Origin of the sequence: Clostridium paridis (assembly GCF_016765615.1) — a bacterium.
GTDB lineage: Bacteria > Bacillota > Clostridia > Clostridiales > Clostridiaceae > Clostridium_T > Clostridium_T paridis.
Genome location: NZ_JAESWA010000014.1, coordinates 1 through 14456, shown reverse-complemented (window position 1 = coordinate 14456; position 14456 = coordinate 1). Strand labels below are relative to the sequence as shown.

Here is a 14456-nt window from a genome sequence, read left to right as displayed (position 1 = left end):
ATACTAATAGATCGAGGGCTTGACCAAATAAAAACAACTGGATATTGTGTGCAATTTTGAAAGAACATAAAGTTTTTTCAACAAATAATTAATTCGATAAGAGTTAATTCACAAAAGAGTAAATTCACAATAAAATTGATAGATCCGAGTAGTACGAGGAACCTAGGAAATGAGGAGCGCAGCATACTATAAGCTATGTGAGCACCGGAATGACGACGGTGACGAAGTAATACGAAGGAGGTAGCAATTTTAGAAGTAATTGGTGATGATGATACAAAGGTAACACCCCTTCCCATTTCGAACAGGACGGTTAAGCTTTGAGATGCCGATGGTACTGCACGGGAGACTGTGTGGGAGAGTAGGGAATCGCCAATTCTGTGGCTCGATAGCTCAGTCGGTAGAGCAGAGGACTGAAAATCCTCGTGTCGCTGGTTCGATTCCTGCTCGAGCCACCATAAGTGTGGCGCCATAGCCAAGTGGTAAGGCAGAGGTCTGCAAAACCTTTATCCCCAGTTCAAATCTGGGTGGCGCCTCCAAAAAAAGACTAGTAAACTTTAAGTTTGCTAGTCTTTTATAGTTTAGAGGATTGTAAATTAAGTAAAATTTCAATTAACAAATAAAAGTTATTAACAAAAAATACAAACTTATCAACAAAAAATGTGGATAAGTTGTGTGCGATTTGTGGATTTGTGTGAATAAGTTACTTAACAACAGGATTAATAATATCAAGGGTCTTCTTAAAAAGATTAAATTTAGCCATAGCACCTATTGGAAGAGTAAGATTAGGATAAGAGTGACCTATAGGAAAATCTAGTATAATAGGTTTATTTAGTGGGGTAAAGATACGACTTATTATTTCTTTTATAGTGAAGTTATTAGATATATTATCACTATCGCATTTATAAAATGAACCAAAGATAAAGCCTTTGCATTTATGCAACTTTCCAGATAAAAGTAGTTGTGTTAACATTCTATCAATACTATAGGGTTTTTCATTAACATCTTCTATAATAAGGATCTTATCTTTAAAATTTGGTTCATAGGGACTACCAATAGATGAGCAAATAGTTGATAAGTTACCACCGCATAATCTTCCGGATATTTCGCTAGGATTAATAAAAGAGCAATTACCTAAAGGTATACTATAGGGCTTATTTCCTTGCATTAGAGTAAACTTAAGGCTTTCCAAGGTTTCTATATTATTGAAATCAGAATTTATCATGGGACCATGGAAAGTGATTAACCCAGTTTTCTTTGATATATAATTAATAAGTACTGTTGTATCACTATATCCGCATAATATCTTTTTATTAAATCTAATTGTATTCAAGTTGATATAAGGCAATATATTAATTGAGCCATATCCGCCTCTAAAGCATATAATAGCTTTTACATCTTTGTCTTTAAACATATTCATAAGATCTAGAGTTCTGGCAGTTGTACTTCCAGAAAAATAGCCATCTTCTTTATAAACAGACTCACCAATTTTAATTTTGAAACCAAGTGATTCAAAATAATTAATCTTACCATCGATAACTGATTTATCTTCACGAAAAGCTGTAGAAACAATTCCAATAGTATCACCATTTTTTAGTGCACATGGGATTAGCATGGTTGTACTCCTGATAATTAATAGTAATACATTTTATACATTAACTAAGTGAAAATGTGATAAATTTATTTAGTGATGAATAAACATTATTAATATTAAAGTTTATAAGCCTAGATAAATGAGAAAGCTAGAGGAAAAAGCATAAAAAGCCTGTTACAAACGTTAACATTGCAATATTCATTTTATAATGAATATATATAGAGGAAATTAGCTATAGATTTAAATAGAAAACACTAGTATAATCTGATTATTATGTAATTAATGGGGGACACATATGGGTATAATGCACAAAGAAGTGTTGAAAAAGAGAAAGGCACCAGTGCTAATCTTATCAATAATTATGATATCAATTGCTATAGTAATTTCACAGGTATTTAGAACTGTAAATATAAGTGGATTCGGGGTGTCAAGTATAAGTGATCCTATCATATTACTTTTAATAGGAGTTTTTTTATTTTCTCAATATAGAGAGTGTAAATCTGAATATAAGTATTCGATTATTGGAGAAGACTTTATAATAAATAGAATATCTGATAAGAAAGTTAATACACTTCAGGACATAAATATAAATGATATTATATATATTAAAAAAACAAAAGTTGGATTTTTAGCAGCAATTTTTAGTAAAAGATATGCGTGTAGTGCATTTTCTTTTGATGTATATTGTTGCAGATATAGAGATGGAAATAAAATTAGAAAATTTTATTTCCAACCAAGTTGTTGTTTAGTTGACAAGATAAATAGAAAAAAAGTAGCTTAAAGGTGACAGAAGTCACCTTTTTTATTTTGAGTTTAAATATTAATATAAGCCTTTATTAAATGAAAAGAATTCAGACTTAACTTCACTTAATAATTGAGAGTTTTGTAGCACATCTAAAGCGGTAAAACACAAAGCATGAGATGCTCTTATTGCATTGTCCATAGCATAATCACTTAATGTTGCTTTTGCAAATTCTACAGATCCATAATTAATGTTTTGATTATTGACTATGTCAATATATGGCTGTATTGTAGGAACTTTTTGACTAACACAACCTAAACTTAATCCAGCATTACTTTCTTTAGGTGGAGCAATATCTATAATCCCTGCCTCCTTTAAATTATGAGAATACAATCGGTTTAAAGTTATGTTTGTTAACAGCTCTTCATTAGGAGGTTCATAGAATGAAATAGAGTGATCTATATTAAGAATATGTGAAACAAATGAGCATATCTCTCTTAGTTTACTTTCAGCAAATTTAGCATATTCCATTTCTTTAGCTCGTATATAAAATTTAGCCTCTGAGTCGGTTGGAAGTAGTAAAGGTGTAAGACCTCCTTTTGATAGAATAGAGTTAATCTCCAAGTTATCTGGAAAACCCTTCATCAAGGAGTTAAGAGTGTTGAATGTAAGCAATGTTGCATCTAAAGAATTATAAACACCTTTATTTAAAAAACTTAGCCCTGCATTTCCCTTGTAATTAACTTTTAGTGGAATTATTGCTGAAGATGTTCCACTTTCAGCTGTTATAGTGTTAGGATGACATTGCATTACTATATCAATATCATCAAAGATACCTTGTCTAACCATTGTTGTCTTTGTACCACCCAAATATTCACCAGGACAGCCAATTAAGACAATAGAACCTTTAAACTTATCAGAAAGTTTTGCAAGAGCTATAGATGATGCGATAGAAATTGTAGTTAATAAATTATGGCCAGTAACATGACCAGAATCAGCGATTGCATCATACTCACATAAAAAACAAATTTTAGGGTGCCCACTTCCTACTTCAGCAATAAATGAAGTTTTAATACCTAAAAAGTTATTATTAACATAGAACCCCTTTTCTTTTAAATAATTTGTTATATATGAACATGCCTTTGCTTCTTTATAGCTCTCCTCAGGATTATCATATAGAAATTTACATAAAGAGAATAGCTCTTCTCTACAAGTTGATAGATATGAAATAAGTTCCTGCTTCAAAATTAACCCTCCTTTGAATTTTCAAAGAATTATTAGCATCAAATTCTATATAAATTATAGACTAGAGATGCTTATGTTATTTTATCCAATAACATAAAAAATATTTATATAAAACATGGAATCAAATTAATGAATTTAAATTGTTTTATGAATACTATATATTGAATAAGTCAATAATCACTAATATTAAAAAGAGATTGATGGAGGGAAAATATGAGAAATAGATGTATTATATGTGGAAAAAATTCTGAACATGGTATAATAATATGCGGAAAGGAAATTTGTTTAAATTGTGAAAAAGCTATATCAGAAATGTCTGCTGATTCGGATAAATATGAGTTAAATAGAAGAAAGATAAGAAAGCATTTGGCAGAAATAATTGATAAATCAAATTAATTATTAAATGAGGGAAGTAATGTATGACTAAAATACCAATGTTAGAGGGTTTAAGTGAATATAAAAAGTTAGATCTTGCGCCTTTCTCAATGCCCGGACATAAGTTAGGACGGGCATTTAATAAAAGTATATTAGAACTAATTCCAAGCTCAGACATTACTGAGGTTGAGGGATTAGATAATTTGCATAATCCAAGAGGAATAATTAAAGAGGCGCAAAAATTATTAAAAAACTGTTATAAGAGTAAATCATCATATTTTTTAGTTAATGGAAGTTCTTCAGGTAACTTAGCTATGATATTTGCAGCATTTCAAGAAGGAGATAAAGTTTTGGTTGAAAGAAACTGTCATAAATCTATTTATAATGGAATTATGCTTAGAAAACTGAAACCAATATTTCTTAAAAATTCTGTAGAGAAAAACAATGATGTGACCTTAGGAATAGATTTGAATAATTTTTTTAAAGTATTAGAAAAAGAAAGCGATATTAAAGGAATTATATTAACATATCCTAACTATTTTGGAATAGGAGTTAATTTAAAAACAATCGTAAATAAGTGTAAAGAAAAAGATATTAAAATATTACTAGATGCTGCACATGGAGCTCATTTTGGTTTCAATAAAAATTTACCTGAAAATCCATTAAAATATGAAATTGATATGATAGTCATGAGTGCGCATAAAACATTACCTTCCTTAACCCAAAGTGCTTATTTACATATAAATAAGGAAGAGTACAAAGAAAAGATAGAATTTTATCTTAAAATATTTACAAGCACAAGTCCATCATACATTTTTTTATTAACTTTAGATTACAGTAGATATTACCTACAAGAAAAAGCAGATAAAGAGTATGAGATATTAATCGACAGAATTAATATATTTAAAGATAATGTGAAAAAAGTGCCATATATAAAAGTTATGAGCAAAGAAGACTTAGGTTCTGAATGGATTTTTGATCCAACTAAAATAGTTATCACTCAAGGCAAGGAATATAAATCTATTGATTTAGAAAAGTATTTACTTGAAAAAGGAGTACAGTGCGAAATGAGTTTTGGAAGAACTGTTGTACTTATTGCAACACCTTTTAATACTCAAGAAGATTTTGATAGATTGGAAAAAGCAATTTTAGAACTGAAATTAGTAAAGAGTGAAAATGAAACTTATAAAGGATATAATTCATATTTAGAAATACAAGATGGAGATATTATTGAACCGTATAAAATACTAGATAAGGCTACAACCTTATTAGATATAAATTATATTTCTGGACATATAGCAGCTGAGAATATTACGCCTTATCCACCAGGTATACCATTTATAATGTTGGGAGAGAAAATATCTAATGAGAAAAAGGACAAGCTAATTGAGCTATTAGAAGATAATATTGATATTATTGGAGTTCAGGATGGGAAAGTTAAAGTAGTATCTAATTAGGTAATATAGATAATGGAGGGAAAATTATGGCTAAAGGTAAATTAATTATAATAGAAAGTGGATCAGATGCATCTGGAAAAGCAACACAAACACAAAGACTTTATGATAGATTATTTAAGGAAAACTATAATGTAAGAAAAATAACATATCCTAATTATGATAGTCCAGCATGTGCACCAGTAAAGATGTATTTAAATGGCGACTTTGGAAAGAAACCTGAAGATGTTAATGCATATGTGGCATCAACTTTTTATGCAATAGATAGGTTTGCATCATATAAAACAGATTGGGAAGATTTCTATAAAAATGGTGGAATAATAATATCTGACAGATATACTACTTCCAATATGGTGCATCAAGCTGTTAAAATGAATAAAAGTGAGAGAAACAAATACTTGGATTGGCTATATGAATTAGAATTTAATTTATACGGGTTACCAACACCTGATTGTGTAATATTTTTAGATATGCCTCCTGAGATAAGTCAAGAGCTTATGAAGGAAAGAGCAAACAAATTTACGGGGGGAAAAGAAAAAGATATTCATGAAAGTAATAAGGAATATTTAGTGAACTCATATAATAATAGTTTAGATATTGCAAATAAGTATAATTGGAACAAAATAAAATGTAATGATGGGGATAAATTAAGAAGTATAGAAGACATACATAACGAAATATATAATTATGTAAAAAAGTACTTATAGTTAAATAGAGATAAAATATATTAGTAGAGTTGTTAGAATATTATAAAAGTATATTTTAAGTATATAATTTGTGGTAAAATAAGTATTAATAAGGGGTATAGATTAAAAGGAGGGAAAATATTATGAAGTTAGTCATAACAATCGTTCAGGATGATGATTCTGTTGATTTAGTAGAAGCTCTAACAGAAGGTGGTTTTAGAGTAACTAAGCTTGCAACAACAGGAGGATTTTTAAAGGCTGGAAATACTACCTTGTTAATAGGAGTAGAAAAAGAAAAACTTGATGATGTAATTGCAATCATTGAAGATACATGTAAAACTAGAGATCAGTTAATGGTTTCTCCAACACCGATGGTTGGAACAGCAGATGTATTTATGTCTTATCCCGTTGAAGTTCAAGTGGGTGGGGCGACAGTGTTTGTAGTTGATGTAGATAAATTTATTAAGATTTAATTTGTAGGAGGAGTGCAATGGAGTTTATTGGTCATAATGAAATAAGAAAGGTTTTTAATAAGCTTATAGACAAAAATGCACTCTCTCATGCTCATTTAATTATAGGAGAAGACGGCATAGGAAAAAGTACTCTCGCTACAATATTTGCATTAAGAATACTGGATAAAAAGGAAGAACGAGATTACGCTGATATTGTACACTACAGGCTTAAGGAAAAATCTATAGGGATCGATGAAGTTAGAGACATAATACAAGAGGTAAATAAAAAACCATTCGAAGGAGAAAAGAAAGTAGTTATAATACATAAGGGCAATAAGCTTACAATTCAAGCTCAAAATGCGTTACTAAAAACTATAGAGGAACCTCCTAAAGGAGTATATATAATAATATTATGTGAAAGTGGAGAACAAATTTTAGATACAATAAAATCAAGATGTCAAGTTCACAAGCTTTCTCCATTAAGTTTATTAGAGATAGAAGAATATATTGATTTGAAGTTTAAAGCTTTAGATGAAGATAAGAAAAATGCAGCTATTGCGTATAGTAGTGGGATTCCAGGAAGAGCAGAACGGTTTATTAATGATGAAAAGTTAGCGACTTTAAGAGATTTATTATGTAAACTTTTAGAAGAGATAAAAACAAATAATAAAGAAGCAGTAATAAGGTTCGAAGAAAGTTTTAAAAATTATAAAGAGGAATGGGAAGAGCTTCTACAAGTTTTACTTTCATTAGTTAGGGATATCTCAATTTATAAAGAAGTTGAAAATAAGAAGTTAATTATAAATAGTGATAAACTTCATGAAATAGATAGATTATCAAAAGAAATGAGTTTTATAAAGTTAAATAAAATAGTAAGTATAATAAATGATACAAGAGAAAGACTAAAGAGTAATACAAATTTTGCATTAACATTAAATGTTATGATTGTAGATCTTATGGAGGTTTAAGATGATAAAAGTTGTAGGTATACGCTTTAAAAAAGCGGGTAAAATATATTATTTTGATCCAATAGATACTGGAGCAAAAAAAGGTGACTATGTAATAGTCGAAACTGCCAGAGGAATAGAATTTGGAGAATGTGTAATTGGAGAAAAAGAGATCTCTGAAGAAGAGATTATATCACCATTAAAAACAGTATTAAGAGTAGCAAATCAAGAAGATAAGGATAAACATAAAGAAAATAAAGATAAAGAAAAAGATGCATTTGAAATATGTTTAAAAAAGATAGAAGAACATCAATTAAATATGAAACTTATTGATGTCGAGTATACATTTGATAATAACAAAGTAATTTTTTATTTTACTGCTGACGGAAGAGTAGATTTTAGAGAATTAGTTAAGGATCTAGCAACAATATTTAAAACAAGAATTGAATTAAGACAGATAGGAGTTAGAGATGAAGCTAAGATGTTAGGTGGTCTTGGACCATGTGGAAGACAACTATGTTGTTCAAGTTTCTTAGGAGATTTTGCTTCAGTATCTATAAAGATGGCGAAGGAACAAAATCTTTCTTTAAATCCTACTAAGATTTCAGGAATTTGTGGAAGATTAATGTGCTGCTTAAATTATGAACAAAGTACTTATGAAGATATTAGGAAGAGATTACCTAGAGTAGGATCAGTCGTTTCTACTGACGATGGTAAAGGCGAAGTTGTAGGAAATAATACTGTTAAGGAAATTGTTAAGGTTAGAATGCCATTTGGTGAAGAAGAAATTATTAGAGAATATAATATCCAAGATGTAGAGTTAGTATCTGGAAGTTATGAAGATAGCGTAGATGATGGAGAAATTAAATTAGTAATAGAAGATGATGCGGATAAAGCGTTAATTAAAGATTTAATAAAGGGAAATTAAAACTTTCAAGGGGGATTAGAATGAAATCTTCATTAAGGATTGCAGGAATGAAGACTGCTGAAGATGTACGAAAGATAAAAAATGCAATAGCATCCAACCAAGGAGTTGTAGCATGCGAAATAAGCAGAGAGAAGGGCGAAGCTAATATAATATATGACGATTATTTTAGTGCAATAGATAAAATAATCGATTCAGTGGAATCTTTAGGTTATACTGTAGTATAAAAAATGCTCTAAAAGACTTTTAAATTTTAACCAAACATGCTAAAATAGACATGACGTTTTTCGTCAAAAATATTAGGAGGTGTTGGTTATGGCATATAAAATCGAAGATTCTTGCGTAAGCTGTGGAGCATGCGCTGCTGAATGCCCAGTAAATGCAATAAGCCAAGGAGATACACAATTTGTTATAGATGCAGGTTCTTGTATCGATTGTGGAAACTGTGCTAATGTTTGCCCAGTAGGAGCACCAGTTCAAGAATAATTTAAACAAAAAACATCGCTGTTTAGGCGATGTTTTTTTACTTTAAAATGTAATAAATAGTCTACAACCGAATTTTCTCTCGTATGTTCGGAAGGACAGACGGAGAAAAATCTATGGCTCATAATCCATTAAATGATTTCTTTATAAATCAGAAATTGAAAAGAAAATTACTTTAGGCTCAGAAATATTAAAATCTAAAGAAGAGGTATTTAGTTTATTTCCTTCTAAAGAATGTATATTTCTCATTGATATTAAGAAGTCTTCAGCCCCATTTATCGAAGCAGATATATAGGGGGTGCTATAATGCATAGGAATAACAAATTTAGGATTAAGTAATTTAGTTAATAAGCTAGCATCCTTCCCATTAATTGTATAATTTCCGCCAATAGGAATCATCAGAATATCGATTGGTTCTAATAACTTTCTACTTTCCTCAGATAGAACATGTCCTAGGTCTCCTAAATGGCATATTCTTAATCCATCAATTTCTACTACATATATAATATTTGGCCCTCTTTTAATTCCATTCAAATTATCATGATAAGATACAAATCCTTCTATACTACAAAAGTTAAGGGAATATTTTATAGGTTCTCTGCAAATATTACATGAAGAATTTAATTTATTAATATAATTATGATCAAAATGGTTATGAGATATGGTTATAATATCAACCTCTTCTTCAACAGTAGGATAGCCTAAAGTTTCATCAAAGGGATCCATAAGAATTTTTCTTCCAGTCGATGTTTTAATTAGAAAACAAGAATGACCAAACCATATAATTTCCACCATATCACCTCAAAATAAGTATAACCAAGTAGAGTAAAAAATATTATTAATTTGTATTCAAAGGAATTGCACTAATAATTATTATATGATAATATATATTTAATAAAGGTCAAAGAAAGTCAAGGTAAAGAGGTGCTAAAATGGCAAGATTATCAGACGTAATTGAGGGCTTTATAAAGAGCTTGATATTAGAAAGTGAAGATAAGCAATTACAAATTCAAAGAAATGAATTAGCAGATAGATTTAGTTGTGCTCCATCTCAAATTAATTATGTACTTACAACAAGATTTAGTCATGAAAAAGGATATTTGATTGAAAGTAGAAGAGGCGGCGGAGGATATATAGTAATAAGAAAAGTACAATATGATAATCATAAGAGAAGAAAAGAATTAATAGATGAAAGTATTGGAGATTCTATAACATACCATAATGCTATAGCACTACTTGAAAGTCTATATGATGCAGACATTATAGATGATAGAGAATTTGAGATTATAAAGATGGTAATAAATGAAAGAACCTTAAATTCTGTGGAAAATAAAAATAAATTAAGAGCTGACATTTTAAAAGCTACAGTTGCATTATTATTATCATAAAGGAGGAAGTAATATGTTATGTGAGAGGTGTAACAAAAATGAAGCTACAGTTCATATGGTTAAGATTATTAATGGAAATAAAAGTGAAGTAAGGTTGTGTGAAAAGTGTGCAGCTGACATATCAGATATACCTGTAAGTACTTCCTTTGAAGAATTTGATGGATTTCCACTTCAAAGTATACTAGGAGGACTTGTAGATTATTACAATAAAAATACTAAAACACAAACAGAGAGTGACATATACTGTAAGAAGTGTGGTATGGCATATAATGAATTTAAGAAGACTGGATTACTTGGGTGTAGTGAGTGTTATGAGAGTTTCTCAAAATCGTTAAGTCCAATAATAAAGAGAGTTCAAGGAGATGTTGAACACATAGGAAAGATTCCTGAAAAATGTGGTAAAGAGATATTGGAAAGAAATAAGATATTAAAACTAAAAGAAGAATTACAAAAAGTAATTTTAGCCGAGGAATATGAAAGAGCGGCGGAAATAAGAGATGAAATCAAAATATTACAAGATAAGTTAGGAGAATAGGAGGGGAAGATTTATGGAAAGTTGGATAGAATGTAATAAAGAGAATATTGTTATTTCTAGCAGAGTAAGGCTAGCAAGAAATCTAAAAGAATTTCCATTCCCTAATAAATTAACTAAAGAAGAAGGCATACAGATAGGACAAAAAGTAAGAGAAGCTTTTATGGAGTCTGTTTCTGAAGATGATAAGTATAATACTTATAATTTATGGGAAGTAACTCCTAACTTAGCAAAAAGTTTTGTTGAGAAGCATTTAATAAGTCCAAATCTTGTTAAAAATAATGATGTGGCCTCTTTTATAGTGGATAACAATGAAACAATTAGTTTGATGATAAATGAAGAAGACCATATAAGACTACAATGTATATCAGGAGGATATAATATAAGAGAAGTATATGAAAAAGCAGATACAATTGATTCTTTGCTTGAAAATAAGCTTGAGTATGCATTTCATGAGAAACTTGGATATTTGACAGCATGTCCTACAAACTTAGGAACAGCTATGAGAGTTTCAGTTATGGTTCATTTACCAGCATTGACTTTAAATAATGAAATGAATAAATTACTTAAAGGATTGGCACAAGTGGGAATGACCATAAGAGGATTATATGGTGAAGGCTCAAAAGGAGAAGGAAATCTTTATCAAATATCAAATCAGGTAACATTAGGAGTTACAGATGAAGATATCTTAAATAATTTAGAAGCTGTGACCTTACAGGTTGTTTCTCAAGAAAAGCAATTGAGAGAAATATATCTTAAACAGTATAAATATGAGCTTGAAGATAAGGTGTTTAGAGCTCGTGCTTTGCTAGAGAGTTCCAGGATACTTACATTGAAAGAGGGGTTATCCTTATTATCAAATTTAAGATTAGGTGTAGAACTTGGAATAATAGAAGATATAACTATTAAAAAATTAAATAAGATATTGATTTATTCTCAGAATGCTACTTTGCAGAATTATTTAGGTTCAGGCTTAAAGGAAAGAGATTTAAACATTGAGAGAGCGAATATAATTAGAAACATTTTATTAGAAACTTAGGAGGTGGAGAAAATGATGTATGGTAAATTTACTGAGAGAGCTCAAAGAGTCATATTAAAAGCTCAGAAGCATTCTCAAAACTTTAAACATGGATACATTGGAACAGAGCATATTCTACTAGGAATAATAGCTGAAGATGGAATAAGCAAAGATTTATTGCAAGAATATGGAGTAAAAGAAGACCAAGTAATAAATTTACTTCATCAATATGTAGGAGAAGGGGATTTTGAATCTGGCAAGGAGGATATACCATTAACTCCTAGAACTAAAAGATTATTAGACTTAAGCTTACTAGAAGCTAGAAATTTAGGCCAAAATTATATTTCTCCAGAACATATGTTACTTGCAATGGTAAATGAAAGAGAGGGAGTTGCATTTACAATTTTAAATACCTTAAATGTTAATTTTGACAAGGTGAAAAAGGATTTGATAGCAGCACTTTCAGCTAATACAAATAATCCACAGAGTAATGCTGAAGAAGGAAAAAGAAAACATAGAGAAGAAACTCCAACTTTAGATCAGTATGGTAGGGATCTAACTGATATGGCAATGGAAGGAAACCTAGATCCTGTAGTAGGAAGAGATGAAGAAACACAGAGGGTTTTAGAAATTCTATGTAGAAGAATTAAAAACAATCCATGTTTAATAGGAGACCCAGGAGTTGGTAAGACTGCCATAGCAGAAGGATTAGCTCAAAAAATAGTTGAAGGAAATATACCAGAAATTTTAAAAGAAAAAAGAGTAGTTTCTTTAGATATAAGTTCAATGATTGCTGGAGCAAAATATAGAGGTGAATTTGAAGATAGACTTAAAAAAGTAATGGAAGAGATAAAGAATGCCGGCAATGTTATACTCTTCATCGATGAAATGCATACAATAGTTGGAGCTGGTGGAGCAGAGGGTGCGATAGATGCATCAAATATATTAAAACCAGCATTAGCTAGAGGCGAGATTCAATGTATAGGAGCTACAACTATAGATGAATACAGAAAATATGTAGAAAAGGATTCTGCCTTAGAAAGAAGATTTCAACCTATAAATGTTGGAGAACCATCAAAGGAAGAAACTTTACAAATACTTAAAGGGTTAAGAGATAAGTATGAAGCTCACCATAGAGTAAAGATAACTGATGAAGCTTTAGAGGCTGCAGTAAACTTATCTGATAGATATATCACTGATAGATATATGCCAGATAAAGCAATAGATTTAATTGATGAGGCTTCAGCAAAGGTTAGAATAGAAAATCTTACAGCCCCACCAGATTTAAAGGAAATAGAAGAATTAATTGATAAAACAAAGAAAGAAAAAGATGATGCTATCACAGTGCAAGATTTTGAAAAAGCAGCATCTTTAAGGGATAAAGAAAAAGAGTTAAGAGAAAAATTGGAAGGCCTTAAAAATAATTGGAGTGCACAAACTTCAGTTCAAACCCAGATAGTTGATGCAGAAAAAATAGCTGCAGTAGTGTCTAAATGGACAAAAGTTCCAGTAGAAAAACTTACTGAAAAAGAAGCGGATAAGTTATTAAAACTTGAAGAAATTCTTCATAATAGAGTTATAGGTCAGAAAGAAGCAGTTAAGTCTGTAGCAAGAGCAGTAAGAAGAGCTAGAGTAGGACTTAAAGATCCAAATAGACCTATAGGATCATTTATATTCCTTGGACCTACTGGGGTAGGAAAAACTGAACTTTCAAAGGCATTAGCAGAAGCTATGTTTGGGGATGAGAATAGCATAATAAGAATAGATATGTCAGAATATATGGAGAAATTCTCAGTTTCTAGATTAATAGGATCTCCTCCAGGGTATGTTGGATATGATGAAGGAGGACAGTTAACAGAAGCAGTAAGAAGAAAGCCGTATTCTGTTATACTTCTAGATGAAATAGAAAAAGCACATCCAGATGTATTTAATATTCTTCTTCAAATATTAGAAGATGGTAGATTAACTGACTCTAAAGGGAAAACAGTAAACTTTAAAAACACTATAATAATAATGACTTCGAATCTTGGAGCACATATGCTTAAGAAACAGAAAACTTTAGGTTTTTCAATTGATGAAAATAAAGCCGAGAGTGAATATGAAAAAATGAAGGGCAATATTATGGATGAGCTGAAGAGAAGCTTTAGACCAGAATTCTTAAACAGAATTGATGATACAATAGTATTCCATAGTCTCGAAGAAGAAGATTTACTTCAAATTATTGATCTTATGTTAGATTCAATAGTAAAGAGAGTAGATGAGCAAGAAATTCATTTAGAGTTTGATGAGGAAAGTAAAAAATCTTTAATAAAAGAAGGTAGTGACTTAACTTATGGAGCAAGACCATTAAGAAGAATTATTACTAAAAAGGTTGAAGATAAGCTTGCAGAAGAATTACTTAGAGGAAGCATTAAAAAAGGTGATAAGGTAAAAGTAACTAGTCATGAAGAGGGATTAGTCTTTACACCACTTACTCCAGTTTAAAAATAAAAAGAGTCAAATTGAAGTGCACCCCAAATGTTAGACAAAAATAATATTTGGAGGTGTATTTTTTATGGCAAAACATTCATTAGAAGTTAAAATCAAAGCAGTGAATGATGTGCTAGAGTTAGGTATGT

General features: G+C 30.2%; 16 protein-coding genes, 2 tRNA genes and 1 rRNA gene. 16 read left to right on the top strand and 3 right to left on the bottom strand.

The features are described 5' to 3' along the window. Positions 1-258: 258 nt before the first annotated feature. The 3 genes from rrf to JK634_RS02640 all read left to right on the top strand — a co-directional run bounded on the left by rrf (position 259) and on the right by JK634_RS02640 (position 536). Positions 259-375: ribosomal RNA gene (rrf, locus tag JK634_RS02650) — 5S ribosomal RNA — on the top strand. A 4-nt stretch (positions 376-379) separates the two neighbouring features. After that, a tRNA-Phe gene (locus JK634_RS02645) sits at positions 380-455 on the top strand. Between the two features lie 7 nt (positions 456-462). Next, a tRNA-Cys gene (locus JK634_RS02640) sits at positions 463-536 on the top strand. A gap of 164 nt (positions 537-700) precedes the next feature. On the opposite strand, the gene JK634_RS02635 is transcribed toward JK634_RS02640, so the two are convergent. Beyond that, positions 701-1612 carry a S66 peptidase family protein gene (locus JK634_RS02635; protein WP_202766074.1) on the bottom strand — a complete coding sequence of 304 codons (912 nt, stop codon included), beginning with the start codon at positions 1610-1612 and terminating at the stop codon, positions 701-703. A gap of 274 nt (positions 1613-1886) precedes the next feature. Here JK634_RS02635 and JK634_RS02630 point away from each other — a divergent pair, with 274 nt between their 5' ends. Continuing rightward, positions 1887-2372: a hypothetical protein gene (locus JK634_RS02630; RefSeq protein WP_202766073.1), complete on the top strand. Its 486-nt coding sequence runs from the start codon at positions 1887-1889 to the stop codon at positions 2370-2372. 39 nt (positions 2373-2411) lie between these two features. On the opposite strand, the gene JK634_RS02625 is transcribed toward JK634_RS02630, so the two are convergent. After that, positions 2412-3578: a zinc-binding metallopeptidase family protein gene (locus JK634_RS02625; protein ID WP_202766072.1), complete on the bottom strand. Its 1167-nt coding sequence runs from the start codon at positions 3576-3578 to the stop codon at positions 2412-2414. 213 nt (positions 3579-3791) lie between these two features. Here JK634_RS02625 and JK634_RS02620 point away from each other — a divergent pair, with 213 nt between their 5' ends. The 8 genes from JK634_RS02620 to JK634_RS02585 all read left to right on the top strand — a co-directional run bounded on the left by JK634_RS02620 (position 3792) and on the right by JK634_RS02585 (position 8903). Then, the gene (locus JK634_RS02620; protein ID WP_202766071.1) at positions 3792-3974 is read left to right on the top strand and encodes a sigma factor G inhibitor Gin; all 183 of its coding nucleotides are present in this window, start codon (positions 3792-3794) and stop codon (positions 3972-3974) included. 23 nt (positions 3975-3997) lie between these two features. After that, a complete protein-coding gene (locus JK634_RS02615; RefSeq protein WP_202766070.1) occupies positions 3998-5410 on the top strand; it encodes an aminotransferase class I/II-fold pyridoxal phosphate-dependent enzyme in 1413 nt (470 codons plus the stop codon). Positions 5411-5436: 26 nt separating this feature from the next. Then, positions 5437-6114, top strand: a complete 678-nt coding sequence (locus JK634_RS02610; protein WP_202766069.1) for a dTMP kinase — start codon at positions 5437-5439, stop codon at positions 6112-6114. Between the two features lie 122 nt (positions 6115-6236). Next, positions 6237-6566, top strand: coding sequence for a cyclic-di-AMP receptor (locus JK634_RS02605; RefSeq protein WP_202766068.1), 330 nt, complete (start codon positions 6237-6239; stop codon positions 6564-6566). A gap of 17 nt (positions 6567-6583) precedes the next feature. Next, positions 6584-7513 (top strand): DNA polymerase III subunit delta', encoded by a 930-nt coding sequence (locus tag JK634_RS02600; RefSeq protein WP_202766067.1) that lies wholly within the window; start codon positions 6584-6586, stop codon positions 7511-7513. A gap of 1 nt (position 7514) precedes the next feature. After that, positions 7515-8420 carry a PSP1 domain-containing protein gene (locus tag JK634_RS02595; RefSeq protein WP_202766066.1) on the top strand — a complete coding sequence of 302 codons (906 nt, stop codon included), beginning with the start codon at positions 7515-7517 and terminating at the stop codon, positions 8418-8420. 20 nt (positions 8421-8440) lie between these two features. After that, positions 8441-8644 (top strand): heavy-metal-associated domain-containing protein, encoded by a 204-nt coding sequence (locus JK634_RS02590; protein ID WP_202766065.1) that lies wholly within the window; start codon positions 8441-8443, stop codon positions 8642-8644. 88 nt (positions 8645-8732) lie between these two features. Continuing rightward, positions 8733-8903 carry a DUF362 domain-containing protein gene (locus JK634_RS02585; RefSeq protein WP_202766064.1) on the top strand — a complete coding sequence of 57 codons (171 nt, stop codon included), beginning with the start codon at positions 8733-8735 and terminating at the stop codon, positions 8901-8903. A gap of 141 nt (positions 8904-9044) precedes the next feature. Here the strand turns inward: JK634_RS02585 and JK634_RS02580 are convergent, their stop codons facing one another. Then, the gene (locus tag JK634_RS02580) at positions 9045-9695 is read right to left on the bottom strand and encodes an MBL fold metallo-hydrolase (RefSeq protein ID WP_207753579.1); all 651 of its coding nucleotides are present in this window, start codon (positions 9693-9695) and stop codon (positions 9045-9047) included. Between the two features lie 137 nt (positions 9696-9832). Between JK634_RS02580 and JK634_RS02575 the strand changes: the two genes are divergently transcribed. From JK634_RS02575 to JK634_RS02560, 4 genes are read left to right on the top strand one after another with little or no spacing between them, the layout of a single operon-like run. Then, entirely contained in the window at positions 9833-10288 is a 456-nt protein-coding gene (locus tag JK634_RS02575) for a CtsR family transcriptional regulator (RefSeq protein ID WP_202766063.1), read from the top strand. Positions 10289-10301: 13 nt separating this feature from the next. Continuing rightward, positions 10302-10823, top strand: a complete 522-nt coding sequence (locus tag JK634_RS02570) for a UvrB/UvrC motif-containing protein (protein WP_202766062.1) — start codon at positions 10302-10304, stop codon at positions 10821-10823. Positions 10824-10836: 13 nt separating this feature from the next. Further along, positions 10837-11859, top strand: coding sequence for a protein arginine kinase (locus tag JK634_RS02565; RefSeq protein ID WP_202766061.1), 1023 nt, complete (start codon positions 10837-10839; stop codon positions 11857-11859). Positions 11860-11871: 12 nt separating this feature from the next. Next, complete coding sequence (locus JK634_RS02560; protein WP_202766060.1) at positions 11872-14322, top strand: ATP-dependent Clp protease ATP-binding subunit; 2451 nt, start codon at positions 11872-11874, stop codon at positions 14320-14322. Positions 14323-14456: the final 134 nt, after the last annotated feature.